This is a genomic window from Caulobacter sp. AVps16 (genome assembly GCF_058681455.1).
Genome location: NZ_CM178739.1, coordinates 3,754,028 through 3,780,590, shown reverse-complemented (window position 1 = coordinate 3,780,590; position 26,563 = coordinate 3,754,028). Strand labels below are relative to the sequence as shown.

The following is a 26,563-nucleotide window of genomic DNA, read 5'->3' as shown; positions in this document are numbered from 1 at the left end:
GTCGGGACGTTACCTGCGGAGACGATTGAAGCCATCGCTGCTACAGGAGCGGCGGGAACCCCGCAACCGAATGCCGAACCCCAAGAGCCTGACCCTCCTTGGCCTCGAGACCAGCTGCGACGAGACGGCGGCGGCGGTCGTGCGCCGGACGGCCGACGGGCAGATCACGGTACTGTCCTCGATCATCGGCACTCAGTTCGAGCAGCACGCCCCGTTCGGCGGGGTGGTGCCGGAGATCGCCGCCCGCGCCCATGTCGAGGCCATAGACGCCATCGCCGCCGAGGCGATGCGGGCGGCCGGGATCGGCTTTGATGCCCTCGACGGCGTGGCCGCCACCGCCGGGCCGGGCCTGGTCGGCGGGGTGATGGTCGGCCTGGCCTTCGGCAAGGCCGTGGCCCTGGCCCGCAATGTGCCCCTGGTGGCGGTCAATCACCTGGAGGGCCATGCGGTCTCGGCCCGGCTGGGGGCGGACATTCCCTATCCCTTTCTGCTGCTGCTGGTCTCCGGCGGGCACTGCCAGCTGCTGGAGGTCGCCGGGGTCGGGGCCTGTACGCGCCTGGGCACGACGATCGACGACGCCGCTGGCGAGGCCTTCGACAAGATCGCCAAGTCCCTGGGCCTGCCCTATCCGGGCGGCCCGGCCCTGGAAACACTGGCGGCCACGGGCGATGCGTCGAAGTTCGAGCTGCCCCGCGCCCTGCTCGGCCGCAAGGATTGCGACTTCTCCTTCTCGGGCCTGAAGACCGCCGCCGCGCGCCAGGCCGAGAAGATCACCGACGAGACGTCTCGGGCCGATCTGGCCGCCGCCGTCCAGGCCGCCATCGCCCGCCAGCTGTCGGAACGCACCGACCGGGCGATGAAACTCTATCGCGACAGCCACCCCGGCCAGGCCCTGCGTTTCGTCGTCGCCGGCGGCGTGGCCGCCAATGGCGCGGTCAAGGCGGCCCTCAGGAAGAACTGCGACGATAACGGGTTTTCGTTCGACGCCCCGCCCCTGGCCTATTGCACCGACAATGCGGCGATGATCGCCCTGGCCGGTGCCGAGCGGCTGGCCCTGGGCCTCGTCGACGACCTGGACGCCGTCGCCCGTCCCCGCTGGCCCCTTGATGAGGCGTCGGCCCTGTCCCATCCGAGTAACAGTTTCGGCCGCAAGGGAGCCAAGGCATGAACCGCTTCAAGCATGCAGGCGTGATCGGCGCCGGCGCCTGGGGCACCGCCCTGGCCCAGGTCTGCGCCCGGGCCGGCCTCGCCGTCACCCTGCAGGCCCGCGAACCGGAGGTGGTCGAGAGCATCGCCGCCCGGCGCGAGAACACCCTGTTCCTGCCCGGCGTCGCCCTGGAGCCCGAGATTGCCGCCGTCGCCGACATGGCCGGCCTGGCCTCCTGCGACCTGATCCTGGCGGTGGCCCCGGCCCAGCATCTACGGTCAGCGCTCAAGGCCCTGGCCCCGCATCTGCGTGCCGGCACGCCCGTGGTGCTGTGCGCCAAGGGCGTCGAGCAGGGCACGCTGAAACTGATGACCGAGGTCGCCGCCGAGACCCTGCCGGACACACCCCTGGCCGTGCTGTCGGGTCCCAGCTTCGCCGGCGAGGTGGCGCGGAACCTGCCGACCGCCGTCACCCTGGCCTGCGAGGACGAGGCCCTGGGCCGGGCCATTGCCGAGGCCATCGCCACCCCGACCTTCCGCCCCTATCTCGCCGGCGACATGATCGGGGCCGAGGCTGGCGGGGCGGTCAAGAATGTCCTGGCCATCGCCTGCGGCATCGTCGAGGGCAAGGGCCTGGGTCGCAGCGCCCATGCCGCCCTGATCACCCGGGGCTTTGCCGAACTGACCCGCCTGGCCATGGCCCTGGGGGCCCGGCCCGAAACCGTCGCCGGCCTCTGCGGTCTGGGCGATCTCGTCCTGACCTGCTCCAGTCCGCAGTCCCGCAACATGAGTGTCGGCCTGGCCCTGGGCGGCGGCATGACCCTGACCGAAGCCCTGGCCGGCAAGCTGTCGGTGGCTGAGGGCGTCGCCTCGGCCCCGGCCGTGCGTGACCTGGCCGTGCGCCTGGGCGTCGAGATGCCGATCTGCCAGGCCGTCGCCGCCATCCTGGCCGGTGAGGCCCAGGTCGACGCCGCCATTGCCGGACTGCTGTCACGGCCCCTGAAATCCGAAGCCTGACTGGAGCGCCCGATGCCCCTCTTCGCCATCACCTGCAAGGACAAGCCCGGCGCTCTCGAAACGCGCCTCGCCACCCGTCCTGTCCATCTCGACTATCTGAAAGGCTGCCTGGGCCTCAAACTGGCCGGGGCCCTGCTCGGTGAGGACGGCAATCCGATCGGTTCGCTGCTGATCGTCGAGGCCGACGACCTGGCCGCCGCCCAGGCCCAGGCCGACAACGACCCCTTCACCCTGGCCGGGGTCTTTGCCAGCGTCGAGGTCCGCCCCTGGCGTCTGGCGATCGGCGAGCTCTAGCGACCCCATGCGCTCCGACCCCGACAACAGGGCGCGCCCGGCGGCCGGAACCCGGCTCTGCGCCCTGGACGAGATCCCCTCGCCCGGAGCCAAGGGCTTCCGGTTTCGCGACGGCGAGGCGATGTTCGCCGGCTTTGTCGTGCGCCAGGGCGAGGCGGTGTTCGGCTATGTCGACAGCTGTCCACATGCCGGCTGGCCGATGGCGGGCTTTGCCGGGCAGTACCTGACCCGCAACAGCGACCTGATCCTGTGCGGCGGCCACGCGGCCCTGTTCCGGATCGAGGACGGGGTCTGTGTGGCCGGTCCCTGTCCCGGCCAGACCCTGACGCCCTGGCCTGTGCGGGTTGAGGCGGGCGAGGTTCACACGACCTGAACGCGCGACGTTTTGTCGCTGCGCCGCCAAGGTAGAGTTAAGACCCGTTAGACATGTCGTCGCCATGATCTGGCCGTGCGGATCCGAGTCCTTGCGGGAGAGACGGGCTGATGGCGTCACTGGGCCAGAAGATTGTTGGAGCGTGTGGCGGTGCGGCCCTGCTTTGCGCGGCGACGGCAGGCACCGGACTTTGGGTGGCCTTCAGCCTCGACAAGGCCCTGGAGCGCGCCTCCACATCAGCCAGAATTCTGCGACTGCACATGCACGCCGACATGATGCACGACGCCCTGCGCGGCGACGTGGCCGGCGCGATCATGTCCAGCGACCCGGCCCTGGGCTTCGACATCAAGACGGTTCGGGCCGATTTGGCCGAGCACGTCGCGGCTTTCGAAGAGGATATCAAGACCGGCGAACAGCTCGCCCATGATCCGGCCATACGCTCCGCCCTGAAGGACGTCGAGGCTCCGCTCGGGGCCTATATTGCCGCCGCCTCCAGCGTGGTCGCTGTGGCTGACACCGATCCCGCTGCGGCCCGCGGCCTGCTGCCCGATTTCAACAGGCAGTTCACTACCCTTGAAGACAAGATGGAGCATGCCTCAGGGCGGATTGAGGCGGCCGCCACCAGCGACGCAGAAGACGCACGACGCCTTGGAGTCCTGGGCCAGATCCTGATGGGGGTCCTGCTGCTGTCGGCCGCCGCCCTGGCCGTCGGCCTGATCCTGGCCGCCCAGAGGGTCCTGATCGCGCCCCTGTCCGAGATCACCCGCTGCCTCCGGCGACTGGCGGCCGGAGACTTCTCGGTGGTTCTGCCGAAGATGGGGCGCAAGGACGAGATCGGCGAGATGGCCACCGCCGTCCATGCCTTCCGCGACGCTGTCGAGGCGCGACAGAAGGAGCTCGAAGCCACCGATGTCCGCGAGGCCCTCGAGGCCGAACGGCGTGCGGCAGAAACCCGCCGGGCCGCTGAAGATGCCGCTCAGAACGCCGTGGTCGGCAATCTCGGCGATGCCCTGCGACACCTGTCGAACGGCGACCTGTCGCACCGCATCGATCAGCATTTCCCCGAGGGCTATGAGCGCCTGCGCATCGACTACAACGCCGCTGTCGACAAGCTTTCAGGCGTGATCGCGGCCTCTCTGGAAGGGGTGTCGATGATCCATGGCGGTACGGCCGAGATCACCGAGGCCGCCGACGACCTGTCCCGCCGCACCGAGCACCAGGCCGCCAGCCTGGAAGAAGCCGCCGCGGCCCTCGACGAGATCACCAGCACGGTGCGTCAGACGGCCGAAGGGGCGACGCGGGTCCGCAAGGTGGTCGAGCAGGCCCGGGCCGCCGCCGGCAACAGCGGCGCCGTCGTGGGCCAGGCGGTCAGTGCGATGGGCGCGATCGAGAAATCCTCCAGCCAGATCGGCCAGATCATCGGCGTCATCGACGAGATCGCCTTCCAGACCAATCTTCTGGCCCTGAATGCCGGGGTCGAGGCCGCCCGGGCCGGCGAGGCCGGCCGTGGCTTCGCGGTCGTCGCTCAGGAAGTCCGGGCCCTGGCCCAGCGCTCGGCCGACGCGGCCAAGCAGATCAAGACCCTGATCGCCACCAGCGCGGCCGAGGTCGGTCAGGGTGTCGAATATGTCGGCAAGGCCGGCGAGGCCCTGCGCGCCATTGCCGACGAGGTCGACCAGATCGACGCCCTGGTCAGCGCCATGGCCGCATCCACCCAGGAACAGGCCCGTGGCTTGGCCGAGGTCAATACGACCATGAACCAGATGGACCAGGTCACCCAGCAGAACGCCGCCATGGTCGAGGAGACCACCGCCGCCAGCCACGCCCTGGCTCAGGAGGCCACGCGCCTGGCCGAGCGCATGGGCGAGCTGCGGATCGCCGGTGGCCACGTCGCTCACCGTCGGGCGGCTTAGGCCGCTTTCGAGGCCAGCAGACCTTGCGTTCCTAGGCTGGGGCCGTCTCCGCCGCAAAGGCCGCCAGGTCTTCAATGAGGGACTGGGCGGCCATGGCCACCAGCTCGCCTCCCTTTTCCGGCGTGGCCTGGGCCGGGTCGGACCCCATGCGACCGTCGGCATAGCGGGCCCGGAAATCCAGGGCTTCACGGATCGGACCGGTCGGGGCGATCTGCGGCTCATAGGCGGCGGTCTTGATCGACTGCGGATAGGCCCACTGGGTCACCGCGATCTCGGACGGGGTGGCATGGCTGCCATGGCCGACGGGAAACTGCCGGTTGGCCAGGGCATTGACGCCGGCCAGGTCCCACCAGTTCTTCAGCTTCAGGGCAAACGGGGCCCGCGTGCCGCGGAAGCTGTAATCGGCATAGATCTCTGAAAAGGCCGCCTCGATCGAGGCGACATTGCCGCCGTGGCCATTGAGGAAATAGATCCGCTCAAAGCCATGCGCGCCCAGCGACCGCACCCAGTCGCCGATCGCGGCGATGAAGGTCGAGGGGCGCAGGAAGATGGTGCCCGGAAAGGCCAGGTGGTGCTGGGCCATGCCGATATTGAAGGTCGGGGCCACCAGCACGGTGTCCGAAAGCTTCTGGGCCTCGTGCGAAATGATTTCCGGACACAGCCAGTCGGTGCCGAGCAGACCCGTGGGGCCGTGCTGCTCATTGGAGCCGATCGGCACCACCACGGTCTTGCTGGTTTTCAGAAAGGTCTCGATCTCGGACCAGGTGGAGAGGGCGAGTAGCATCGAAAACTCCTGAACAGGGCGCAAACCGGCATAGCGCGCGACGGCCACGCAAGAAACCTTAATGGTATCCTTGCGCGCCGACACACCCTTCGCATACTCCGGCCGCAACAAGACCAAGGGAGTGAATGGCGTGAGCGACGGACAGGTTTTCCCGGTTCCAGAGGCCCTGGCGCGCGAGGCGCATATCGACGCCCTTGCCTATGACGTCGCTCTCGCCCGCGTCGAGGCCGATCCGGAAGCCTATTGGCGCGAGATCGCCGCCAGGCTCGACTGGATCCAGGCTCCGACCGAGATCAAGGACGTCTCTTTCGACAAGGACGACTTCCGCATCCGCTGGTACGCCGACGGGGTGCTGAACGTCAGCGCCAACTGCATCGATCGCCACCTGCCCCACAAGAAGGATGATGTCGCCCTGGTGTTCGAGGGTGACGAACCAGGAACCTCCGAAAGCCTGACCTATGGCCAGCTGCATGAGGAGGTTTGCCGCATGGCCAATGTCCTCAAGGCACAGGGCGTCCAGAAGGGCGACCGGGTGACCATCTATCTGCCGATGATCCCGATCGCCGCCGTGGCCATGCTGGCCTGCGCCCGCATCGGGGCGGTGCATTCGGTGGTGTTCGGCGGCTTCTCGCCCGACAGCATTGCCGGCCGCATCCAGGACTGTGCCTCGCACTTCGTGATCACCGCCGACGAGGGCAAGCGCGGCGGCAAGCGCGTGCCGCTGAAGGCCAATATCGACGAGGCCCTGAAGCACTGCCCGTGGGTCGCCAAGGTGTTGATGGTCCGCTGGACCGGGGCGGACGTGCCGCTGGTCCATGGCCGCGACATCGTCTGGCAGGAGGTCCGCGAGACGGTTTCGGCCGATTGCGCGCCCGAACCGATGAACGCCGAGGATCCGCTGTTCATCCTCTACACCTCCGGCTCGACCGGAAAGCCCAAGGGCGTGCTGCATACCACCGGCGGCTACCTGGCCTGGGCCTCTTGGACCTTCTGGGCGGTGTTTGACTACAAGCCCGGTGAAGTCTTCTGGTGCACGGCCGATGTCGGCTGGGTCACCGGCCACTCCTATGTGGTCTATGGCCCGCTCTCGAATGGCGGGACCAGCCTGATCTTCGAAGGCGTGCCCAACTATCCCACCCCCAGCCGCTTCTGGGAGGTGATCGACAAGCACAGGGTCGAGATCTTCTATACCGCCCCCACGGCCCTGCGAGCCCTGATGCGCGAGGGCGACGACCACGTCACGAAGAACGATCTTTCGAGCCTGCGCCTGCTGGGCAGTGTCGGCGAGCCGATCAATCCCGAGGCCTGGCTCTGGTACCACCGCGTGGTCGGCAAGGGGAAACTGCCGATCGTCGACACCTGGTGGCAGACCGAGACCGGCGGCATGCTGATCACGCCCCTGCCCGGTGCCACCGACCTCAAGCCGGGGTCAGCCTCCAAGCCCCTGCCCGGCGTCAAGCCGCAGCTGGTCGACGCCGAGGGCCAGGTCCTGGACGGGGCCACCGAAGGCAATCTCGTGATCACCGACAGCTGGCCCGGCCAGATGCGCACGGTCTATGGCGACCATGGCCGGTTCTTCGACACCTATTTCTCGACCTATCCCGGCAAGTACTTCACCGGCGACGGCTGCCGCCGCGACGCCGACGGCTATTACTGGATCACCGGCCGGGTCGATGACGTGATCAATGTCTCGGGCCACCGCCTGGGCACGGCCGAGATCGAGAGCGCCCTCGTCGCCCACGAGACCGTCGCCGAGGCCGCCGTGGTCGGCTATCCGCACGATATCAAGGGCCAGGGCGTCTATGCCTATGTGACCCTGAATGCCGGCACCGAGGCGACCGACGACCTGCGCAAGGCGTTGATTCTCTGGGTTCGCCACGAGATTGGGCCGTTCGCAGCCCCCGACATCATCCAGTGGGCCCCGGGCCTGCCCAAGACCCGCTCGGGCAAGATCATGCGCCGCATCCTGCGCAAGATCGCCGAGAACGAACTCGGCAGTCTGGGCGACACCTCGACCCTGGCCGATCCGTCGGTCGTCGACGATCTGGTAAAAAACCGCGCCGGGGCCTAACCGAACGCCGTCTGGCGCGTTAGCCTCTGCGCGATGCGCCGTCGGATTTCCCTCATCCTGCTCCTCCTGGCCAGCCCGGCCCTGGCTGATGCCGGCTGGGCCGGGCGGCTGAGCCTGGGCGAGATCCCGATCGAGGCCCATGCCGACGCCCAGGGCCGGGGCGGCATGGTCAGGGCCGCCATCGATATTCCCGCCCCGGCCTCAGTGGTCTGGCGGACCATTCTCGACTGCGACCGGGCGGCGCGGATGACCCCGGGGGTCAAGCGCTGCCGGGTCCTGACCCGCGCGGCGAATGGCCGGTCGGAACTGCGCGAGCACCTCGTCAAATGGAGCTTCTTCCTGCCGGCCCTGAAGTCGACCTCGCGGATCGATCTGGAGCCGGACCGCAGCATCCGTTTCACCTGTGTCGGCGGCGACATCCGCGCCTGCGAAGGCTCCTGGAGCCTGGAGCCGATCCGCGGCGGGACCGCCACCCGCGTCACCTATGAAATGTGGGCCGCCGCGCCCTTCGCCCTGTCGGCACCCCTGCTCAGCAGCCTGATGCGCCGCGATGTGCCCGACGCCCTGAAGGCCCTGCGCCGCGAATGCCTGGAGGTCGAGTGATCCCGGGGCCGCAGGACCCGCCGGACGGTCTTTGGCTGTTCGACGGGGTCTGCAATCTCTGTTCGGGCTCGGTAGCCCTGGTCCTGCGGCTCGATCGCGAGGGGGGCATCCGGTTCACTCCGATCCAGTCCCCCTATGGCCGCCAGCTGGCCCTCGCCCACGGCATTGATCCCGACCATCCGGACAGCTTCCTCTTTCTGGATCGCGGCCAGGCCCTGGCCAAGACCGCCGCGATCGGGGCGCTGCTCCGCCGCATGCGAGCGCCCTGGCGCTGGCTGGCCTTCATCGACCGCCTGCCACGCCGCCCCATGGACTGGGCCTATGACTGGCTCGCGGCCAACCGCTACCGCCTGATGGGCAAGAAGGCAGTGTGCATGGTCCCCTCGCCCGCCGTACGTGCCCGGTTCATCCTGGAGCCGCCGCCCGGGTGATGCGGGCCCCCTTCATGACAAGACGGTAAGCTTTCGCCCGGCTGGCGCGGTGATAGGGTCGCCGCAACCGCGTTTGCTGGAGCCCATCCGAATGATCCGTCCCGTCGCCAAGGCCGCCCTCGTGGCGCTGGCCCTCTCGACCACCGCCCTGTCGCCCCTGGCCTTTGCCGCCCCCGCGACCGCCTCGATCAGCGTGCCGCCGATCGCCTACAAGGAGCGGGTGCTGGCCAATGGCCTGAAGGTGTTCACCGCCCGCGACACGACAACGCCCAATGTCACGGTCCAGGTCTGGTACGGCGTCGGCTCCAAGGACGACCCGGAGGGCCGTTCGGGCTTTGCGCACCTCTTCGAACACCTGATGTTCAAGGCCACGCGCAACATGCCCAACGAGTCGATCGACCGCCTCACTGAAGATGTCGGCGGCTTCAACAACGCCTCCACCTATGACGACTTCACCAACTATTACGAGGTGGTGCCGGCCAACCATCTGGAGCGCCTGCTCTGGGCCGAGGCCGATCGCCTGGGCTCTCTGGTCATCGACGAGGCGGTGTTCGCCTCGGAACGCGATGTCGTGAAGGAAGAGCTGCGCCAGCGGGTTCTGGCCGATCCCTATGGCCGACTGTTCGCCCTCTATGTGCCCCAGCAGTCCTTCACCACCCACCCCTACAAGCGTCCCGGCATCGGTTCGATCGAAGAACTGGACGCGGCCACGGTCGATGACGTCCGCGCCTTCCACGCCACCTATTATCGCCCGGACAATGCCACCCTGATCGTGGCCGGCAATTTCGACGAGGCCCAGCTGCAGGCCCTGGTCGACAAGTATTTTGCCCCGCTGAAGACGCCGGCCGCGCCCCTGCCCAAGGTCACCGTGGTCGAGCCGCCCCGCGCCGGACCGAAGACGGTCAATACCTATGGTCCGAACGTGCCGCTTCCGGCGGTGGCGATCACCTGGCTGGCCCCGGCCTCGGCCGACAAGGACGCCCCGGCCCTGGCCGTGCTGGACGCCATCCTCTCGGCCGGCAAGTCGTCGCGCCTCTATGACACCCTGGTCTATGACCAGAAGGTCGCCCAGTCGGTCTTCTCCTCGGGCCCGACCAATGCCCAGCCGGGCCTGTTCTATGTCGGGGCCGTGATGGCCGGCGGCAAGACGGCCGAGCAGGGTGAGGCCTCCCTTCTGGCCCAGGTGGCCCGCCTGCGCGACGCCCCGCCGTCCGAGGCCGAGCTGGCCGAGGCCAAGACCGGCCTGCTGGCCGACGCGGTACGCCGCCGCGAAGAGATCGATGGCCGCGCCTTCGCCATCGGCTATGCCCTGCTGACCGACGGTGATGCCGCCCGCGCTAATACCAACCTGGCCGACCTCCAGGCCGTGACCGCCGCCGACGTGCAGCGGGTTGCGAAAAAGTGGCTGGCCGATGATCGCCGCACCGCCATCCGCTATCTGCCGGAATCCGCCCGGCCGGCCGGCGAGAAGGACAATACCCCGGTTCCGCCGAAGGTCGCCTCGGTCAAGTTCAATGGCACCATCACCACCCTGGCTCCGGAGGCCGAGCGCCAGAAGGCTCCGGCCGTCGCGGCACCGATCGCCGCCGTCCTGCCGAGCCCGGTCGAAAAGACCCTGGCCAACGGCCTGCGGGTGATTGTCGCCAAGTCGAGCGACCTGCCCCTGATTACCGCCGACCTCACGGTTCGCGGCGGGGCCAGCGCCGACCCGGCCGGTCTGGCCGGGGCCTCCAGCCTGACCGCCGAGCTGCTGACCGAAGGCACCAAGACCCGCAGCGCAGGCGACATCGCCAGCCAGACCGAGGCCCTGGGGGCCAATCTGGCGGCCGGCTCGGGCTGGGAGGCTGCCTCCCTGACCCTCAGCGTGATCGCCGACAAGGCTACTCCGGCCATGGCGATCATGGCTGACGTCGCCCAGAACCCGGTCTTCAAGGCCGAGGAACTGGACCGCGTCCGTACCGAGACCCTGGACGGGCTTTCGGTGGCCTATCAGCGTCCCGGCTCGCTGGCGGCCTATGCCAGCGCGCCCCTGCTCTATGCCGGCTCGGCCTATGGCCATGTGGCCGGCGGCACGCCGGGCTCCCTGCCCAAGATCAAGCGGGACGATCTCGTCAAGATGCATGCCGCAGCCTGGCGACCGGACAATGCCGTTCTGGTGCTGACCGGCAATCTGACGCCCGAGGCCGGGTTCGCCCTGGCCGAAAAAGCGTTCGGCGGCTGGAAGAAGCCGGCGACCCCGGCACCGGCCCTGCCGGCCGCGCCGGCGGGCTACAAGCCGCGCAACCTGGTCATCGACCTGCCGGGCACCGGCCAGGCCGCCGTGACCCTGGCCAAGCCGGCCATCACCCGGGCCGATCCCAGCTATTATGCGGGCCTGGTGACCAATGCCGTTCTGGGAGTCGGCTTCTCCTCGCGTCTGAACCAGGAAATCCGCATCAAGCGCGGCCTATCCTACGGGGCCGGTTCCAGCCTGACCCCGCAGGGCCAGTTCGGCGGCTTCTCGGCCCGGGTCCAGACCAAGAACGAATCGGCCGGCCAGGTGGTCAGCCTGGTCCAGGCCGAACTGACCCGTCTGGCGGCCGAGCCGGCCTCGGCCGGCGAGCTGACGGCCCGCAAGTCGGTCCTGGTCGGGGGCTTCGGCCGCGAACTGGGTACGTCGGAGGGCCTGGCGGACATCCTGGGCAATCTGGCCGTCTATGGCGTGCCACTGAACGAGATCCAGAGCTATGCGGCCAAGGTTGAGGCGGTCAGCGCAGCTGACGTTCAGGCCTTTGCCAAGGCCTATATGGATCCGGCCCGGGCCAGCATCATCATCGCCGGCGACCGCACGAAGATGGGCGACACCCTGGCGAGCGCCGTGCCGAACGCCACGGTGATCCCGGCGGCCCAGCTGGACCTCGACAGCCCGACCCTGACCAAGGGCAAATAGGACAGACAGACTTCGTCATCCCGGTTCGCGCCGCCGGCGTGAGCCGGGATGACAGGGTTTCAGGCTTTCGGCCTGGGTTTCGCCGGCACCTTGGCCGGTGCCTTCGCAGCCGCCGCCTTGGGCGCGGCGGCCACAACCTGCGGTGCCGCCTCCCGGGCCAGCAGGTCCCGGATCTCCATCAGCAGGGCTTCCTGGGCCGTCGGAGCGGCGGGCGCTTCCGGGGCGGGCTCGGCTGCGTCAGCGCGGCGGATGCCATTGACGATCTTGACCAGCAGGAACACCACGGCGGCCACGATCAGGAACTGGATCAGGGTGTTGATGAAGGCGCCGTACTGAACGGCGACCTTCTCCACGGCCTCGGTGGCCTTGTCTTCGGGCTTGAGCACCCATTCCAGCTTGGAGAAGTCCAGGCCCCCGGTCAGCAGGCCGATCGGCGGCATGATCACCTGGTCGACCAGGCTCTTGACGATGCCGTTGAAGGCCGCGCCGATGATCACGCCGACGGCAAGATCAATGACGTTGCCGCGCGAGATGAACTCGCGAAATTCCTTGATGACACTCATGACCGGGCCTCGCCGACTGGGCTTGCAGAAGGCCGCAAGGCTGACGGCGTTCGGGCCCGGAGGTCAAGGCTGGGTCAGCTACTCGTCGGCGTTGAGCCGGGCCCGCAGTTCCTTGCCGCTCTTGAAGAACGGAACATGCTTGGCGCGGACGTCGACGGTTTCGCCAGTCCGCGGGTTGCGACCGGCACGGGCCGGGCGCGAGCGGACGGACAGGGCACCAAAGCCGCGCAGCTCGACGCGACCGCCGCCTTCCAGGGCACCGATCATGCGCTCCAGAATGACGCTGACAACGCGCTCGACGTCTTTCTGCGTCAGGTGCGGATTTTCATTCGCGAGCCTGGCGATGAGTTCAGACTTGATCATCGATATCCCCGGCGCCGGAGGAGGAGGCGGCGCGAGCGGACCTTTGCCCAAGGGTGGTTGAGTCTTCAAGAGGCAGGTTGAGATTCTGACCGGCGAGCTGCGCCGTTGGGCCGGGCCACTCAGACATGTTCGACTGCATCAATACCGCATTTGGGCATCAAAATGCCGCCGGAGCGGCCAAGACAACAGGGTTTTCGCTGAATGACCCGCCCAAAGGCGGAAAAGAAACCCTTCTGAAGGGCGGTGGAGAAATCTGACGGCCCCGGCTGAGAACGACCCCGCAGAGAACCCTCTGACCTCACCAAAGCTCACCCCATCCAAGGACTTAGCGACCAGGAGCGGTGGGTTTGGCGCAAAGAAAACGGCGGCCGGATCGCTCCGGCCGCCGCTGACTTCAGTCTTTGATGAGAGCGAAGACTATTCCTTCGGGGTAGCCCGCTCGCGCAGGGCGGCACCCAGGATGTCGCCCAGCGAAGCGCCGGAGTCCGACGAGCCGAACTGCTCGATGGCTTCCTTCTCTTCGGCCATTTCCAGCGACTTGATCGACATCGAAACGCGGCGGGCCGCCTTGTCGATGTTGGTGATCTGAGCGTCGACGCGGTCACCCACGGCGAAGCGCTCGGGGCGCTGTTCCTGACGGTCGCGCGACAGGTCCGACTTGCGGATGAACGCGGTCATCAGGGCGTCGTCTTCGCCGAAGCGAACTTCGATGCCGCCGGTGGTCACTTCGGTCACGGTGACGGTGACGGTCTGACCCTTGCGATAGGTGTCGCCCGACATCGGATCGCCGCCGAGCTGCTTGATGCCCAGCGAGATGCGTTCCTTCTCGACGTCAACGTCGAGAACCTTCGCCTTGACCATGTCGCCCTTCTTGTAGCGGGCCATGGCTTCTTCGCCCGACGCGCTCCAGTCGATGTCCGACAGGTGCACCATGCCGTCGATGTCGTTGTCGAGGCCGATGAACAGACCAAACTCGGTCGCGTTCTTGACTTCGCCTTCGACGGTCGAGCCGACCGGGTGGGTTTCGAGGAACGAATCCCACGGGTTGGCCAGGGCCTGCTTCAGGCCCAGCGACACGCGACGCTTGGACGGATCGACGTCAAGCACGACCACGTCGACTTCCTGCGAGGTCGAGACGATCTTGCCGGGGTGGACGTTCTTCTTGGTCCAGGACATTTCCGAGACGTGGACCAGGCCTTCAACGCCGGCTTCCAGCTCAACAAACGCGCCGTAGTCGGTGATGTTGGTGATGCGGCCGGTGAACTTGGCACCGACCGGGTACTTCGCTTCCACGCCGTCCCACGGATCCGACTGCAGCTGCTTCATGCCGAGGCTGATGCGCTGGGTGTCCGGGTTGATCTTGACGATCTGAACCTTGACGGTGTCGCCCACGGCCAGGACCTGGCTCGGGTGGTTGACGCGCTTCCAGCTCATGTCGGTGACGTGCAGCAGGCCGTCGATGCCGCCGAGGTCCACGAACGCACCGTAGTCGGTGATGTTCTTGACCACGCCTTCGCGGATTTCACCCTCTTGCAGCTGCGACACCAGTTCGGTGCGCTGCTCGGCGCGGGCTTCTTCCAGAATGGCGCGACGCGAGACGACGATGTTGCCGCGCGGACGGTCCATCTTGAGGATGGCGAAGGGCTGTTCCTTGCCCATGAGCGGGCCGACGTCGCGCACCGGGCGGATGTCGACTTGCGAACCGGGCAGGAACGCCGAGGCACCGCCCAAGTCGACGGTGAAGCCGCCCTTGACGCGACCGACGATGGCACCGAGCACCGGAACGTTCTGGGCGTAGACGCCTTCCAGACGGGTCCAGGCTTCTTCGCGCTTGGCCTTTTCGCGGCTGATGACCGCTTCGCCCAGGGCGTTTTCGAGGCGCTCCAAGAACACTTCGACGTGGTCGCCGACCTTGATGGTGGGCTTGCCGGCTTCGTCGACGCCGAATTCCTTCTGGGGAACGCGGCCTTCGGTCTTCAGACCGACGTCGATGATCGCGAAGTCCTTTTCAATACCGACAACGATACCCTTGACGACGGTGCCTTCCGCGAAGTCGCGGCCGCCCATGGAATCGTTCAGCAGCGCTTCGAAATCGTCGCGCGTCGGGTTGAAGCTCATATCGTCAGCCATGCTGATGTTTAGTCTCGTGTTGAGGGAGGCCCCATTGGTAAAGGCCGTCGGATGACGGTTCTGGGGATTCCGGGTTGGGTGATTTTTGATGCGGATCCGGCGCTTCCTAAGCGGCGGCGAGGCGGGCGTTAGATTAGCCCGGGAGGTCTCCCGACCGGGCGCGCGCCGTCTCGACAATGCGGCGGGCCGCATCGAAGGCCTGCTCTATAGTCATTTCCGACGTGTCGAGCAAGACGGCGTCTGGAGCCTGGGTCATGGGGGCGTTTTCCCGCCCACCGTCGCGGGCGTCGCGCTTGTGGATGTCGGCCAGAACATCGTCAAAGCTGACCATCTCGCCTTGACCCGACAGCTGTTTCCAGCGGCGTTCGGCCCGGATTTCCGGTGTCGCGGTGACATAAAGCTTGGCCGGGGCCTCGGGGGCGATGACCGTGCCAATGTCGCGGCCGTCAATCACCGAGCCCGGCTCGCGCTTGGTGAAGTCGCGTTGCAGGGCGAACAAGGCCGCGCGGACACCGGGGTGCACCGCCACGCGGCTGGCGGCCTCGCCGGCGGCGCGGGTGCGGACCTCGGCCTTTTCCAGCTCGGACAGGTCCAGGCCCCGGGCGGCGGCTTCCGCCGCGACGGCGTCGTCCAGGTCGCCGCTCGCGCCCAGCAACCGCACCCCGACCGCGCGGTAGAGCAGGCCGGTGTCCAGCATCGGATAGCCGTAGAGCGCCGCCAGCCGGCTGGCGACCGTGCCCTTGCCCGAGGCGGCCGGGCCGTCGACGGCGATGATGAAGGCCATGGTCTAGGCTTCCGACAGGTCCGCGCCCAGGCCGCGCATCAGGTCGGCAAAGCCCGGGAAGCTGGTGGCGATCATGCCCGGTTCGTCAACGGCCACGCCCTGCTGGGCGGCCATGCCGAGGATCAGGTGGCTCATGGCGATGCGGTGATCGCCGTGGGTGTGGACCAGACCACCTCCGCGTACGGGGTGATTGCCGCCGCAGGTTCCCATGACGATCATCCCTTCGGGCTCTTCCTCGACGCTGACGCCACAGGCCGTGAGGCCCGCCGCCGTCAGGGCGATGCGGTCGCTTTCCTTGACCCGCATCTCGCCGATGCCGCGCATCACGGTCGGGCCGTCGGCGAAGGCGGCAGCCACGGCCAGGATCGGATACTCGTCGATCATCGCCGGCGCGCGCTCGGGCGGCACGACCACACCCCTCAGCTGGGAATAGCGAGCGGTGATGTCGCCGACCTCCTCGCCGCTGGACATCCGGACGTTCGAGATCACCAGATCCGCGCCCATCTCCTGCAGGGTCGTGAACAGGCCGGTGCGCAGCTCATTGAGCATCACGCCCTCGACCGTGACCTCCGAGCCCGGCACGATCAGGCCGGCCACCAGCGGGAAGGCCGCCGACGACGGATCGCCGGGAACCGAGACATGGGTCCCGGTCAGTTTTTGGCCGGCCGGCAGGCGGATATGGCGGGCACCGTCCCTGTCCTCGACGATCACCTCGGCCCCGAACCCGCGCAGCATGCGCTCGGTGTGGTCGCGGGTCGCTTCCGGTTCGATCACCTCGACGCCGCCCTCGGCATGAAGGCCGGCGAGCAGCACAGCTGATTTCACCTGGGCCGAGGCCATGGGCAGGCGATAGGTCAGGCCGCGCAGATTGCCGCCCTTGAGGGTCAGGGGCAGGCGGCCCTTGTCGCGGCCCAGCCAGGTCGCGCCCATGCGGGCCAAGGGGTCAAGAACCCGGCCCATGGGCCGGCCGCGCAGCGACTGGTCGCCGGTGAAGGTGGAGCAGATGGCGAAACCGGCGGCGGCACCCATGATCAGGCGCACGCCCGTACCGGCATTGCCGCAGTCGATGACGTCGGTCGGTTCGGAAAAGCCGCCCTGGCCCTCGATGCGCCAGCGGCCGACACCCTCCTGCTCGACCCGTGCGCCGAAGGCCCCCATGGCCCTGGCCGTGGCCAGGACATCATCGCCCTCGAGCAGGCCCTCGACCGTCGTCGTGCCCGTCGCCAGGGCACCCAGGATCATGGATCGGTGCGAGATCGACTTGTCGCCGGGGGCGCGGACAGTGCCGCGAAGGGCTCCGCCGGGCCCGCTCTTCAGTCCAGCCGCCGTCATGCCGTAACCGGCTCCCTAGTCATGGTGGGGTTCGCGAGGGGTTTGCTTTTGACAGCGGGCCCTGGTCATGGCAAGTGACCGGCCGCTTTTCCCATCTGGATCAAAGGTTCGCCTCTTGGCCAATCCCGAATTGGGCGCAAAACAAATTTGCCCCAACTGCCAATCGAAATTCTATGACCTGGGCCGCCGTCCGGCCCTTTGCCCGAAGTGTGGCGAGTCGTTTGATCCGGAAGAGGCGCTGAAATCGCGCCGCGTCCGGGCGCGCGCCGTCACCCCGGACTATGACGCCGAGGACGAGAAGCCCGCTCCGGAGCCCAAGGACGAGGATGGCTTCGAGGACGAGGTCGATGAGACGCCGGAAATCGACAAGGTCGAGCCGGACGTCATCGAGACCGACGACGAAGACGCCGATCCGGGCGCGCCGACCCCGGCGGGCGGCGACGATCTGGGCGTCGACTTCGCCGAGGACGAAGATCTTGCCGAAGACGAGGCTGATGACGTCCCGTTCCTCGAAGACGAGGACGAAGATGTGCTCGACGACGAGATCGAAGGCCTTCCGGGTGCCGACGACGACGATCGCTAGGGCCTGAACCGGCCTTCGAAAAATTCTTCGAAAAAAGTTCGCCGGGAGGGTTGATCCAGAAATCCTCCCGGCATAGGTTCCGCGCCTCGCCGGGAGCGACCTGATCGGTCCAGGCGAGAAACACCAAGGTTCTCTTGGGAAACCAAGGACCTCGGGGCTTTAGCTCAGCTGGTAGAGCGCTTGCATGGCATGCAAGAGGTCAGCGGTTCGACCCCGCTAAGCTCCACCAAGACGGCCGCTTCCCTAAAGGGAGCGGCCGTTTCCATTTCCGGCCGCCCCTGACAAACTTCCGCCCTTGCTGTCCCCTCATCCTGGCGCGTCCAAGGATGGTGAACGCAGGACCGGTAGGAGCGATCTCATGCGACCATGGCTGCTGATTGGGCTGGCCGGCGGCCTGAACCTGCTGGTCCAGGCGACAGAGGGCGGATCGGGCACGACGCCCCGCCTGTCGATACCGCTGCAGTGCGAACTTGGCGTCAGTTGCGTCGTCCAGAACCTGGTTGACCGCGATCCGGGCCCAAGTGCCCGGGACTACCAGTGCGGCTCCCTGACCTATGAAGCGCATAACGGGGTCGATTTCCGCCTGAGGGACCTTAGGGCCCAACAGGCCGGCGTTGCGGTCCTGGCGGCCGCTGACGGGACGGTGGCGCGACTCCGTGACGACATGCCCGATGTCTCGGTGAAGACGACGGGCGTGGCCGCCGTAAAGGGCCAGGAATGCGGCAACGGTCTGGTCATCAACCATGGCGGCGGACTGGTCACCCAGTATTGCCACATGCGCCAGGGCTCACTGGTCGTGAAACCCGGCCAGACGGTCCGGCGCGGCCAGGCCCTGGGACAGGTTGGGCTTTCCGGCCTGACCGAGTATCCGCATCTGCACTTCACTGTCCGGCAGGGCAACGCGGTCATAGACCCGTTTGCGCCGGATCCCGGGACGGCAGGGGCCTGCGGGTCCGGACCCGGTCTGTGGACGACCGCCGCCGCCGCCCAGATGCGCTACAAGCCGCGTGCCGTGCTCAACTCTGGCTTTGCAGCCGGCCCGGCGACCATGGAGGCCATCGAGGCCGGAGATCTCGCCCGGCCGGGCTCAGCGACCTCTCTGGTGGCCTATGTGCGCGCGATCGGCCTTAAGGTCGGCGATGAGGCCCGCCTGACCGTCAGGGCCCCGGATGGTGCGGTTCTGGCGGAAACCAAGATGGCGGCCCTGACCAGCGCCAAGGCCCAGTTCATGCTGTTCACCGGCAAGAAGGCCCCGGCAGGAGGGTGGCCGCGGGGCCACTATGAAGCCCATTATGTGATCCTTCAGGCCGGGGGGGGCGTGACAGAGGCCCGCTGGTCGATCACAATTTAACGATCTTGTGTCGGCGATCCCGGATTGGCCCGCGTTTCCCCTTTCAGGTGAACCGGATCTGTGGCATATTCTGATCTCAGCCTTGTTCTCCAGCGCGGCTGTGTCACTCCGGCCGGGCGGCGAAACCTGATGGTTTTGCGGCCCGGCCGTTCGAGTTTTGGAGCTTGAGCTTAAGCCAGGTTGTCCCGGCTTGCGGCGCACCGTTTTCATTTCGCCATGATCTGTGCCTGCCTCCGCCGGCCCTTCTTGTTGGGCGAGTTTGGCTTGCGTGGGCTTGAGGCAAGGCCTGGCGTCTCCGTTCAGGGCCTTGTGGACCAGGCAAAAAAAGGGGGCCGCCCCGGAGGGCGGCCCCGCAATCTTCAGCCTGTGAGGCGAAGCTTAGTTGTCCGAAGCCACGAAGGACGCGGCCGACACGTCGTTCAGGGTCGAACCCTGCAGGACGACGACGTTGTCCGTGGTGGTACCAACGCTTTGCGAGTCGACGAACACGTAAACGTCCGAACCGACCTGGACGGCGACGAACCGAACCACCAAGTCCGCAGCGAACTTGGCATTGGCCAGGGCCAGAGCGGCCGTGTAGCTGGCGGCGCTGTCTTCGAAGTAGTTCGAGGTCGCACCGGCCAGGCCGAAGTCCATGGCGTCGTCCGCGGTGAAGCCGGTGATGATGTCCGACACCGAGTTGCCGGCATCAGCGATCGTGGCATCGGTCGACGGGCTGAAGATGAACAGGTCAGCGCCGGTACCACCGGTCAAGACGTCCCGACCCAGGCCACCGGTGATGGTGTCGTCGCCAGCGCCACCCAGGAGGGTGTCGTTGCCCGAACCACCCTGGATGCTGTCGTTGCCGTCACCGCCGTCGATGCTGTCGTTGTTGTTCCCGCCCGAGAGGCTGTCATTCCCCAGGTCGCCGAACAGCAGGTCATTGTCGTCGCCGCCCGAGATGACGTCATTACCCTGGCCACCGCGCATGGTGTCGTCGCCAAAGTCGCCGTTCAGGGTGTCATTGCCCAGGTTGCCCTGGATGAAGTCGTTGCCGCCGGAGCCGCTAAGCCCGTCATTGCCCTGGCCGCCATAGATGGTGTCGTCGCCACCGCCACCTTGGACGTTGTCATTGCCCTGGTTACCCTGAGCCCAGTTCCCCCTGTAGGACAGGGTTATGGTGTCATTGCCTTCACCGCCGAAGATGGTGGCGACGCCCTCGGTTGCGGTCAGGGTGTCGTTGCCGTTGTCGCCATTAATGACATCATTGCCGAGACCGCCGATGATGGTGTCGTTGCCGACGCCGCCGTTGAAGATGTCGGCCGAGCCGCTGCCCCCCTCGTTATCGACGAGAGTGTCATTGCCGGTGCCGCCGTTGATGGTGTCGGTGCCGTTGCCGCCAACAATGGTGTCATCGCCAGCGTCGCCGTTGATCAGGTCGCTGCCGTTGTCGCCGGTCAGGGTGTCAGCGTCAGCGCCGCCAGTGATCACGTCATTGCCGTTGCCGCCGAGGATGCTGTCAGCGCCGGTCGAGCCGCTGATACGGTCGTTGCCGTTGCCCGCGTCAACCGTGCCCGCGCCGGTCAGGTACAGGGCGTCGGCGAAGCCGGTGCCCGTGACGCTGGTGCCCGAACCGATGTCGAACTTCGAACCGTCCGAGAATGTGATCTCGCTCAGGGCCGTCGCTTCGAAGGTCACCGAACGGGTGCCATAGGTCACGATGATCTTGGCCGTCGTGGTCGGGGTGGCGTCGGTCAGGGTGTAGGTCACGCTGGCGGCCGTCGCGGCTTGAGTCGCGAAGGTCAGGATATCGGTGCCGCCAACGAAGCCAGCGGCTTGCGAGTCGGTGATCGTCTCAAAAACGTACGTAGTCGTCGGAAGCATTACTGGCATCAAAAACTCCAAAGTCGTGATCAAGAGCCGCAAGAGCCCACCCTCTCGCACCATAGGGTGGAGAGCCTGAGTTCTACGGCCGAAACTAAAACGCTCGCTGGAGGCGTTGCCCCCCCGGTCAAGCTTGCCCAGGACACCGATATCCGTTCGGCTTCGTGACTGCAACCGCGCGGCGATAAACGGTGCTCAATATCGTATTTCGACTTTCGAAGGACGGCAAAACATGGGAACAGGGGCCGTCAGCCTTGTTCTCCAGCGCGGCTGTGTCACTCCGGCCGGGCGGCGAAACCTGATGGTTTTGCGGCCCGGCCGTTCGAGTTTTGGAGCTTGAGCTTGAGCCTGGTTGTCCCGGCTTGCGTCGCTCCATTTTCATTCCGCTGTGATTTGTGTCTGTCCTCTGCACGCCCTTTGTGAGCGGGCTTTGCATGCGATGGCCTGACCCAAGGCTGGGCGCGCCCGATCAAGGCCTTGTGGACCAGGCAAAAAAAGGGGGCCACCCCGAAGGATGGCCCCACAATCTTCCGCCTGTGAGGCGTAGATTAGCCGACCGAGGTCACGAAGGAGTCGGCCGAGACGTCCGCCAGGGTCGAACCCTGCAGGACGACGACGTTGTCCGTGGTCGTGCCAGCGGTCTGCGAGTCGACGAAGACGTAGACGTCGGTACCGACTTGGACGGCCACGAACTGGACCACCAGGTCAGCAGCGAACTTGGCGTTCGCCAGGGCCAGAGCGGCGGTGTAGCTGGCGGCGGTGTCTTCGTAGTAGTTCGAAGTCGCACCAGCCAGACCGAAGTCCAGGTCGTCGTCCGCGGTGAAGCCGGTGATGATGTCCGACACCGAGTTACCGGCATCAGCGATCGTGGCATCGGTCGCCGCAGCGAAGATGAACACGTCAGTGCCAGCACCGCCGGTCATGTTGTCCTGGCCGAGGCCACCGGTGATGAAGTCGTCGCCAGCGCCACCCGCGAGGATGTCGTTGCCGTCGCCACCAACGATCGAGTCGTCGCCGTCGCCGCCGTCAACATTGTCAGCACCAGCGCCAGCGCTGATGGTGTCGTTGCCGAGGTCACCGAAGATCAGGTCGTTACCAGCCGAGTCGCTGATGTTGTCGTTGCCCTGACCGCCACGGATGGTGTCATTGCCAGCGTCGCCGTTCAGGACGTCATTACCCATGTTGCCCTGGATAAAGTCGTTGCCACCGGCACCAACGATGACGTCGTTGTCCTGGCCACCATAGATGGTGTCGAGGCCAGCGTCGCCGTTGATGATGTCGTTGCCCTGGTTGCCCTGGGCCCAGCTGCCGGCAGCGTTCAGGATGATGGTGTCGGTGCCGTAACCGCCGAACAGGGTGTCGGTGCCAGCGCCGGCCACGAGGGTGTCGTTGCCGTTGTCGCCGTTGATGGTGTCGTTGCCGAGACCGCCGGTGATCGAGTCAGCGTCGTTGCCGCCGTTGAACACGTCAGCAGCGCCGGTGCCGTCGCCGTCGGTGATGACGTCAGCGCCGGTGCCACCGTTGATGGTGTCGGTGCCGTTGCCGCCCGAGATGGTGTCAGCGCCAGAGTCGCCGTTGATCAGGTCGTTGCCGTTGTCGCCGACCAGGGTGTCAGCACCAGCGCCGGCGGTGACGACGTCATTGCCGTTGCCGCCAACGACGTTGTCGTCGCCGGTCGAACCGCTGATGCGGTCGTTGCCGTTGCCGCCGTCAACCGTGCCAGCGCCGGTCAGGTACAGGGCGTCAGCGAAGCCGGTGCCGGTGACGTTAGCACCCGAACCGATGTCGAACTTCGAGCCGTCCGAGAACGTGATTTCGCTCAGGGCGGTCGATTCGAAGGTCACCGTACGGGTGCCATAGGTCACGATGATCTTGGCGGTCGTGGTCGGGGTGGCGTCGGTCAGGGTGTAGGTGACGCCAGCAGCGGTAGCGGCCTGATCAGCGAAGGTCAGGGTGTCGGTGCCGTTCACGAAGCCAGCGGCTTGCGTATCGGTGATGGTTTCAAAAACGTAGGCAGTCATCAAAAGCTCCAAGGTTGTGATCGCTAGCCAGGAGAACTCTACCCTCCCCACCGGTTCGGTGGAGCGCTTTGTTCCCTGGCCGAAACTAGAACTTGCTCTTGGAGCGATGCCCCCGGTCAAGTTTGCCCCAGTATATCGATATCCGTTCGGTTTGGAGACTGCAACCAAGCCGCACTACAGGGATCCACTTTCTGTTTACTTTTGACTTTCGGCGGGCGGCGAAACATGGGAACAGAAAGCGTCGGCCTTGTTCTCCAGCGTGGCTGTGTCACTCCGGCCGGGCGGCGAGACCTGATGGTTTTGCGGTCCGGCCGTTCGAGTTTTGGGGCTTCAGCCACCGCCGGTTTGCCCCAGCTTGCTGCACGCTATTTCCGTCCGTTGTAATTTGGGCCAGTGTTCCCTTCGCCCTGTCAGGGCCGTCTGTTCTGGTCCAGGACAGGCGCAAGGCTGCACGCCCTCGCTCAGACCCTCGTCGGCCATGCATGAAAAGGGGGCCACCCCGAAGGGTGGCCCATTAGGCGCCCGCCCCCAGATCAGTCGCCCGAGACGAACGAGGCGGCCGAGACGTCCTCTAGGGTCGAGCCCTGCAAAATGACGACATTGTCCGTGGTGGTACCGACGGTTTGCGAGTCGACGAACACATAGACGTCCGAACCGACCTGAACGGCCACGAACCTTGCCACCAGGTCCGCAGCGAACTTGGCATTGGCCAAGGCCAGTGCAGCCGTATAGCTGACGGCGGTGTCTTCGAAGTAGTTCGAGGTCGCACCCGGCAGGCCGAAGTCCATGGCGTCGTCCGCCGTGAAGCCGGTGATGATATCCGACACCGAGTTGTCGGCATCAGCGATCGTGGCATCGGTCGACGGGCTGAAAATGAACACGTCCGCGCCGGCACCACCGGTCATGACGTCGCGACCCAGGCCGCCGGTAAGATAGTCGTCGCCGGCACCACCCGCGAGGGTGTCATTGCCTTCGCCACCCACGATCAGGTCATTGCCGTCGCCACCGTCGACAGTGTCGGCACCGATGCCAGCCGCGATGGTGTCGTTGCCAAGGTCGCCGAAGATCAGGTCGTTACCCGCCGAGTCGTTGATGGTGTCATTGCCCTGACCGCCACGGAGGGTGTCATTGCCCGCATCGCCGTTCAGGACGTCATTGCCCAGATTGCCCTGGATGAAGTCATTGCCGCCGGAACCGACGATGGTGTCATTGTCCTGGCCGCCATAGAGGGTGTCCTGGCCCTCCTCACCGGTAATGGTGTCATTGCCCTGGTTGCCCTGGGCCCAGCCGCCGTCAGAGCTCAGCTCGATGGTGTCGTTGCCATAGCCACCAAACATGGTGTGGATGCCGGCATAGGACGTCAGCGTATCATTGCCGTTTTCGCCATAGAGGGTGTCATTGCCTCCGCCTGAGGTGATGGTGTCGTTGCCGTCGCCGCCATAGAACAGATCGTCGCCTGCCTGGTCTTCGCCTTCATACTCGCCGATGGTATCGGCACCGGTGCCGGCATAGATGGTGTCCTGGCCATTGGCCCCGCTCAGACTGTCGTCCCCAACATCACCATTGATAATGTCATTGCCATTGCCGCCCCACAGGGTGTCGTTGCCGTTGCCGCCGGCGAGGGCGTCATTGCCATTATCGCCCCTGAGGAAGTCGGCCAGGGTTGAACCGCTGATCCGGTCGGAGCCGTTGCCGCCGTTGACCGTGGCCGCAGCGGTCAGAAAGATGGCGTCGGCGAAACCGGTGCCATTGATCGTGCCGGAACCGACCTGGAACTTGGAGCCGTCAGAGAAGCTGATGACGTCCAGACGGTTGGTGCCGGTAGACGCAAAGGTCACCGAACGTCCGCCAAAGGTCACCGTGATCTTGGCGATCGTGGTGGGCGTGGCTTCGGTCAGGGTGAAGGTGACGGCCGATGCGGTAGCCGCCTGATCAGCAAAGGTCAGGCTGTCGGTGCCATTCACGAAGCCCGCGGCCTGGCTGTCGGTGATGGTCTCAAAAACGTAGGCAGTCATCTAACACTCCAGAATCGAAATCATTGGCCACAGAACCTCCGCCCCGTGCACCCGATGGGTACAAGGCCCGCGCTGCGTGGCTGAACCTTAAGGCTTGTTTTCGGCGGCGGTGGCCCCGGCCAACCCGCCCCCGTTCGTGCTATCGGGCCAGCTGGACAGGCGCAACCGGGAGTCGGTGAACGGTGATAAGTTTCACACCCTGCCGTCGGGACGGTGCCTAATCCTGGGGCAGAATCTCTCTGTCCCGGCCTCCGAAGAGGCGGTTTCACTCTGGACAGGCAGGACGGCTGGAAACTTTGTGGGCCGGCCACCGGGGCGAGCCCCCCATCCAGGTCGCCGCGGACAGGACAAAAAAAGGGGGCCGCCCCGAAGGGCGGCCCCGCAATCCTAATCGACTTCTGTCAGATTACTCAGGAGCGTTGCTCACGAAGGAGGCCGCCGACACGTCGTTCAGGGTCGAACCCTGCAGGACGACGACGTTGTCCGTGGTCGTGCCAGCGGTCTGCGAGTCGACGAAGACGTAGACGTCGGTACCGACTTGGACGGCCACGAACTGGACCACCAGGTCAGCAGCGAACTTGGCATTGGCCAGGGCCAGAGCGGCGGTGTAGCTGCCGGCGGTGTCTTCGAAGTAGTTCGAAGTGGCACCAGACAGACCGAAGTCCATGGCGTCGTCCGAGGTGAAGCCGGTGATGATGTCCGACACCGAGTTACCGGCATCAGCGATCGTGGCATCGGTCGACGGGCTGAAGATGAACTGGTCAGCGCCGGTACCACCGGTCATCACGTCCTGGCCGAGGCCGCCGGTGATGGTGTCGTCGCCAGCGCCGCCCGCGAGGGTGTCTTTGCCGTCGCCACCGACGATCGAGTCATTGCCGTCGCCGCCGTCGACGTTGTCATTGCCTGAGCCCGCGCTGACGGTGTCGTTGCCGAGGTCACCGAAGATCAGGTCGTTGCCGGCCGAGTCGCTGATGCTGTCGTTGCCCTGACCGCCGCGGAGGGTGTCATTGCCAGCGTCGCCGTTCAGGACGTCATTACCCAGGTTGCCCTGGATGAAGTCGTTGCCGTCGCCGCCGGAGATCGTGTCATTGTCCTGGCCACCATAGATGGTGTCGAGGCCATCATTGCCGGTGATGGTGTCATTGCCCTGGTTGCCTTGGGCCCAGCTGCCGGCAGCGTTCAGGATGAGGGTGTCGGTGCCGAAACCGCCGAACAGGGTGTCGGTGCCAGCGCCGGCCACGAGGGTGTCGTTGCCGTTGTCGCCATTGATGGTGTCGTTGCCGAGGCCGCCGGTGATCGAGTCAGCGTCGTTGCCGCCGTTGAACACGTCGTTGGCAGCGGTGCCGTCGCCGTCGGTGATGATGTCAGCGCCGGTGCCACCGTTGATGGTGTCGGTGCCGTTGCCGCCCGAGAGGGTGTCAGCGCCAGCGTCGCCGTTGATCAGGTCGTTGCCGTTGTCGCCCCAAACCCAGTCAGCGTCGGCACCGGCGGTGACCACGTCATTGCCGTTGCCGCCATTGACCATGTCGGCAGCGGTCGAACCGGTGACGCGGTCATTGCCGTTGCCGGCGTCAACCGTGCCAGCGCCGGTCAGGTAAAGGGCGTCGGCGAAGCCGGTGCCGGTGACGGTACCCGTACCGATCTGGAACTTCGAACCGTCCGAGAACGTGATCTGGGTCAGGGCGGACGATTCGAAGGTCACCGAACGGGCACCATAGGCCACGATGATCTTGGCGGTCGTGGTCGGGGTGGCGTCGGTCAGGGTGTAGGTGACGCCAGCAGCGGTAGCGGCCTGATCAGCGAAGGTCAGGGTGTCGGTGCCGTTCACGAAGCCCGCGGCTTGCGTGGTGGTGATGGTTTCAAAAACGTACGCGGTCATCAAAAGCTCCAAAGTTAAAATCACTAGCCACGAGACCTCGCCCCTGCCACCGGGTCGGTGGAGAGCTTGGTTCCCGTGTCGAAACTAGAACTTGCTCTTGGAGCGATGCCCCTGGTCA

The 26,563-nt window shown here is 66.2% G+C and carries 21 protein-coding genes, 1 tRNA gene and 1 pseudogene; 13 read left to right on the top strand and 10 right to left on the bottom strand.

Annotated elements, in window-relative coordinates; all coding sequences use genetic code 11:
• The first annotated feature begins 70 nt into the window (after positions 1 to 70).
• The 5 genes from tsaD (at position 71) to ACW17U_RS18140 (ending at position 4,743) form a co-directional block, all read left to right on the top strand.
• On the top strand, positions 71 to 1,168 hold the full coding sequence (gene tsaD, locus ACW17U_RS18160) for a tRNA (adenosine(37)-N6)-threonylcarbamoyltransferase complex transferase subunit TsaD (RefSeq protein WP_492054262.1): 1,098 nt from the start codon (positions 71 to 73) through the stop codon (positions 1,166 to 1,168).
• On the top strand, positions 1,165 to 2,163 hold the full coding sequence (locus tag ACW17U_RS18155) for an NAD(P)H-dependent glycerol-3-phosphate dehydrogenase (protein ID WP_492054261.1): 999 nt from the start codon (positions 1,165 to 1,167) through the stop codon (positions 2,161 to 2,163). The genes tsaD and ACW17U_RS18155 overlap by 4 nt, the downstream gene beginning before the upstream one ends.
• 12 nt (positions 2,164 to 2,175) lie before the next feature.
• On the top strand, positions 2,176 to 2,457 hold the full coding sequence (locus ACW17U_RS18150; RefSeq protein ID WP_492054260.1) for a YciI family protein: 282 nt from the start codon (positions 2,176 to 2,178) through the stop codon (positions 2,455 to 2,457).
• A gap of 7 nt (positions 2,458 to 2,464) precedes the next feature.
• Complete coding sequence (locus tag ACW17U_RS18145; RefSeq protein ID WP_492054259.1) at positions 2,465 to 2,830, top strand: Rieske (2Fe-2S) protein; 366 nt, start codon at positions 2,465 to 2,467, stop codon at positions 2,828 to 2,830.
• A gap of 110 nt (positions 2,831 to 2,940) precedes the next feature.
• Positions 2,941 to 4,743, top strand: a complete 1,803-nt coding sequence (locus ACW17U_RS18140; RefSeq protein WP_492054258.1) for a methyl-accepting chemotaxis protein — start codon at positions 2,941 to 2,943, stop codon at positions 4,741 to 4,743.
• 31 nt (positions 4,744 to 4,774) lie between these two features.
• Here ACW17U_RS18140 and ACW17U_RS18135 read toward each other — a convergent pair whose 3' ends face one another.
• The gene (locus ACW17U_RS18135; RefSeq protein WP_062150460.1) at positions 4,775 to 5,527 is read right to left on the bottom strand and encodes a creatininase family protein; all 753 of its coding nucleotides are present in this window, start codon (positions 5,525 to 5,527) and stop codon (positions 4,775 to 4,777) included.
• Between the two features lie 130 nt (positions 5,528 to 5,657).
• Here ACW17U_RS18135 and acs point away from each other — a divergent pair, with 130 nt between their 5' ends.
• The 4 genes from acs (at position 5,658) to ACW17U_RS18115 (ending at position 11,561) form a co-directional block, all read left to right on the top strand.
• On the top strand, positions 5,658 to 7,598 hold the full coding sequence (acs, locus tag ACW17U_RS18130; protein ID WP_492054257.1) for an acetate--CoA ligase: 1,941 nt from the start codon (positions 5,658 to 5,660) through the stop codon (positions 7,596 to 7,598).
• A gap of 33 nt (positions 7,599 to 7,631) precedes the next feature.
• Entirely contained in the window at positions 7,632 to 8,201 is a 570-nt protein-coding gene (locus ACW17U_RS18125; protein ID WP_492054256.1) for an SRPBCC family protein, read from the top strand.
• On the top strand, positions 8,198 to 8,632 hold the full coding sequence (locus ACW17U_RS18120) for a thiol-disulfide oxidoreductase DCC family protein (RefSeq protein WP_492054255.1): 435 nt from the start codon (positions 8,198 to 8,200) through the stop codon (positions 8,630 to 8,632). The genes ACW17U_RS18125 and ACW17U_RS18120 overlap by 4 nt, the downstream gene beginning before the upstream one ends.
• A gap of 91 nt (positions 8,633 to 8,723) precedes the next feature.
• The gene (locus ACW17U_RS18115; protein WP_492054254.1) at positions 8,724 to 11,561 is read left to right on the top strand and encodes a M16 family metallopeptidase; all 2,838 of its coding nucleotides are present in this window, start codon (positions 8,724 to 8,726) and stop codon (positions 11,559 to 11,561) included.
• Positions 11,562 to 11,710: 149 nt separating this feature from the next.
• Here the strand turns inward: ACW17U_RS18115 and mscL are convergent.
• Positions 11,711 to 12,124, bottom strand: a pseudogene (gene mscL, locus ACW17U_RS18110) (large-conductance mechanosensitive channel protein MscL); the annotation flags it as partial.
• 78 nt (positions 12,125 to 12,202) lie between these two features.
• Positions 12,203 to 12,487, bottom strand: coding sequence for an integration host factor subunit beta (locus ACW17U_RS18105; protein ID WP_062150474.1), 285 nt, complete (start codon positions 12,485 to 12,487; stop codon positions 12,203 to 12,205).
• Between the two features lie 125 nt (positions 12,488 to 12,612).
• Between ACW17U_RS18105 and ACW17U_RS18100 the strand changes: the two genes are divergently transcribed.
• Complete coding sequence (locus ACW17U_RS18100; RefSeq protein WP_257720829.1) at positions 12,613 to 12,744, top strand: hypothetical protein; 132 nt, start codon at positions 12,613 to 12,615, stop codon at positions 12,742 to 12,744.
• Positions 12,745 to 12,904: 160 nt separating this feature from the next.
• Here ACW17U_RS18100 and rpsA read toward each other — a convergent pair whose 3' ends face one another.
• The 3 genes from rpsA to aroA all read right to left on the bottom strand — a co-directional run bounded on the left by rpsA (position 12,905) and on the right by aroA (position 16,733).
• Positions 12,905 to 14,617, bottom strand: a complete 1,713-nt coding sequence (gene rpsA, locus ACW17U_RS18095) for a 30S ribosomal protein S1 (RefSeq protein ID WP_062150477.1) — start codon at positions 14,615 to 14,617, stop codon at positions 12,905 to 12,907.
• A gap of 133 nt (positions 14,618 to 14,750) precedes the next feature.
• Positions 14,751 to 15,401, bottom strand: coding sequence for a (d)CMP kinase (gene cmk, locus ACW17U_RS18090; RefSeq protein ID WP_492054253.1), 651 nt, complete (start codon positions 15,399 to 15,401; stop codon positions 14,751 to 14,753).
• A 3-nt stretch (positions 15,402 to 15,404) separates the two neighbouring features.
• The gene (aroA, locus tag ACW17U_RS18085) at positions 15,405 to 16,733 is read right to left on the bottom strand and encodes a 3-phosphoshikimate 1-carboxyvinyltransferase (RefSeq protein ID WP_492054252.1); all 1,329 of its coding nucleotides are present in this window, start codon (positions 16,731 to 16,733) and stop codon (positions 15,405 to 15,407) included.
• Positions 16,734 to 16,848: 115 nt separating this feature from the next.
• On the opposite strand from aroA, the gene ACW17U_RS18080 reads away from it, so the two are divergent.
• From ACW17U_RS18080 to ACW17U_RS18070, 3 genes are all read left to right on the top strand, one after another.
• Entirely contained in the window at positions 16,849 to 17,316 is a 468-nt protein-coding gene (locus ACW17U_RS18080) for a TIGR02300 family protein (protein ID WP_062150485.1), read from the top strand.
• 153 nt (positions 17,317 to 17,469) lie between these two features.
• Positions 17,470 to 17,545: transfer RNA gene (locus ACW17U_RS18075), tRNA-Ala, on the top strand.
• A gap of 129 nt (positions 17,546 to 17,674) precedes the next feature.
• The gene (locus ACW17U_RS18070; RefSeq protein ID WP_492054251.1) at positions 17,675 to 18,667 is read left to right on the top strand and encodes a M23 family metallopeptidase; all 993 of its coding nucleotides are present in this window, start codon (positions 17,675 to 17,677) and stop codon (positions 18,665 to 18,667) included.
• Between the two features lie 378 nt (positions 18,668 to 19,045).
• Here the strand turns inward: ACW17U_RS18070 and ACW17U_RS18065 are convergent, their stop codons facing one another.
• From ACW17U_RS18065 to ACW17U_RS18050, 4 genes are all read right to left on the bottom strand, one after another.
• Entirely contained in the window at positions 19,046 to 20,539 is a 1,494-nt protein-coding gene (locus ACW17U_RS18065) for a calcium-binding protein (RefSeq protein WP_492054250.1), read from the bottom strand.
• Positions 20,540 to 21,078: 539 nt separating this feature from the next.
• Positions 21,079 to 22,551, bottom strand: coding sequence for a calcium-binding protein (locus tag ACW17U_RS18060; RefSeq protein WP_492054249.1), 1,473 nt, complete (start codon positions 22,549 to 22,551; stop codon positions 21,079 to 21,081).
• 533 nt (positions 22,552 to 23,084) lie between these two features.
• Positions 23,085 to 24,566 (bottom strand): calcium-binding protein, encoded by a 1,482-nt coding sequence (locus ACW17U_RS18055; protein WP_492054248.1) that lies wholly within the window; start codon positions 24,564 to 24,566, stop codon positions 23,085 to 23,087.
• A gap of 406 nt (positions 24,567 to 24,972) precedes the next feature.
• Positions 24,973 to 26,445, bottom strand: coding sequence for a calcium-binding protein (locus tag ACW17U_RS18050; protein WP_492054247.1), 1,473 nt, complete (start codon positions 26,443 to 26,445; stop codon positions 24,973 to 24,975).
• Positions 26,446 to 26,563: the final 118 nt, after the last annotated feature.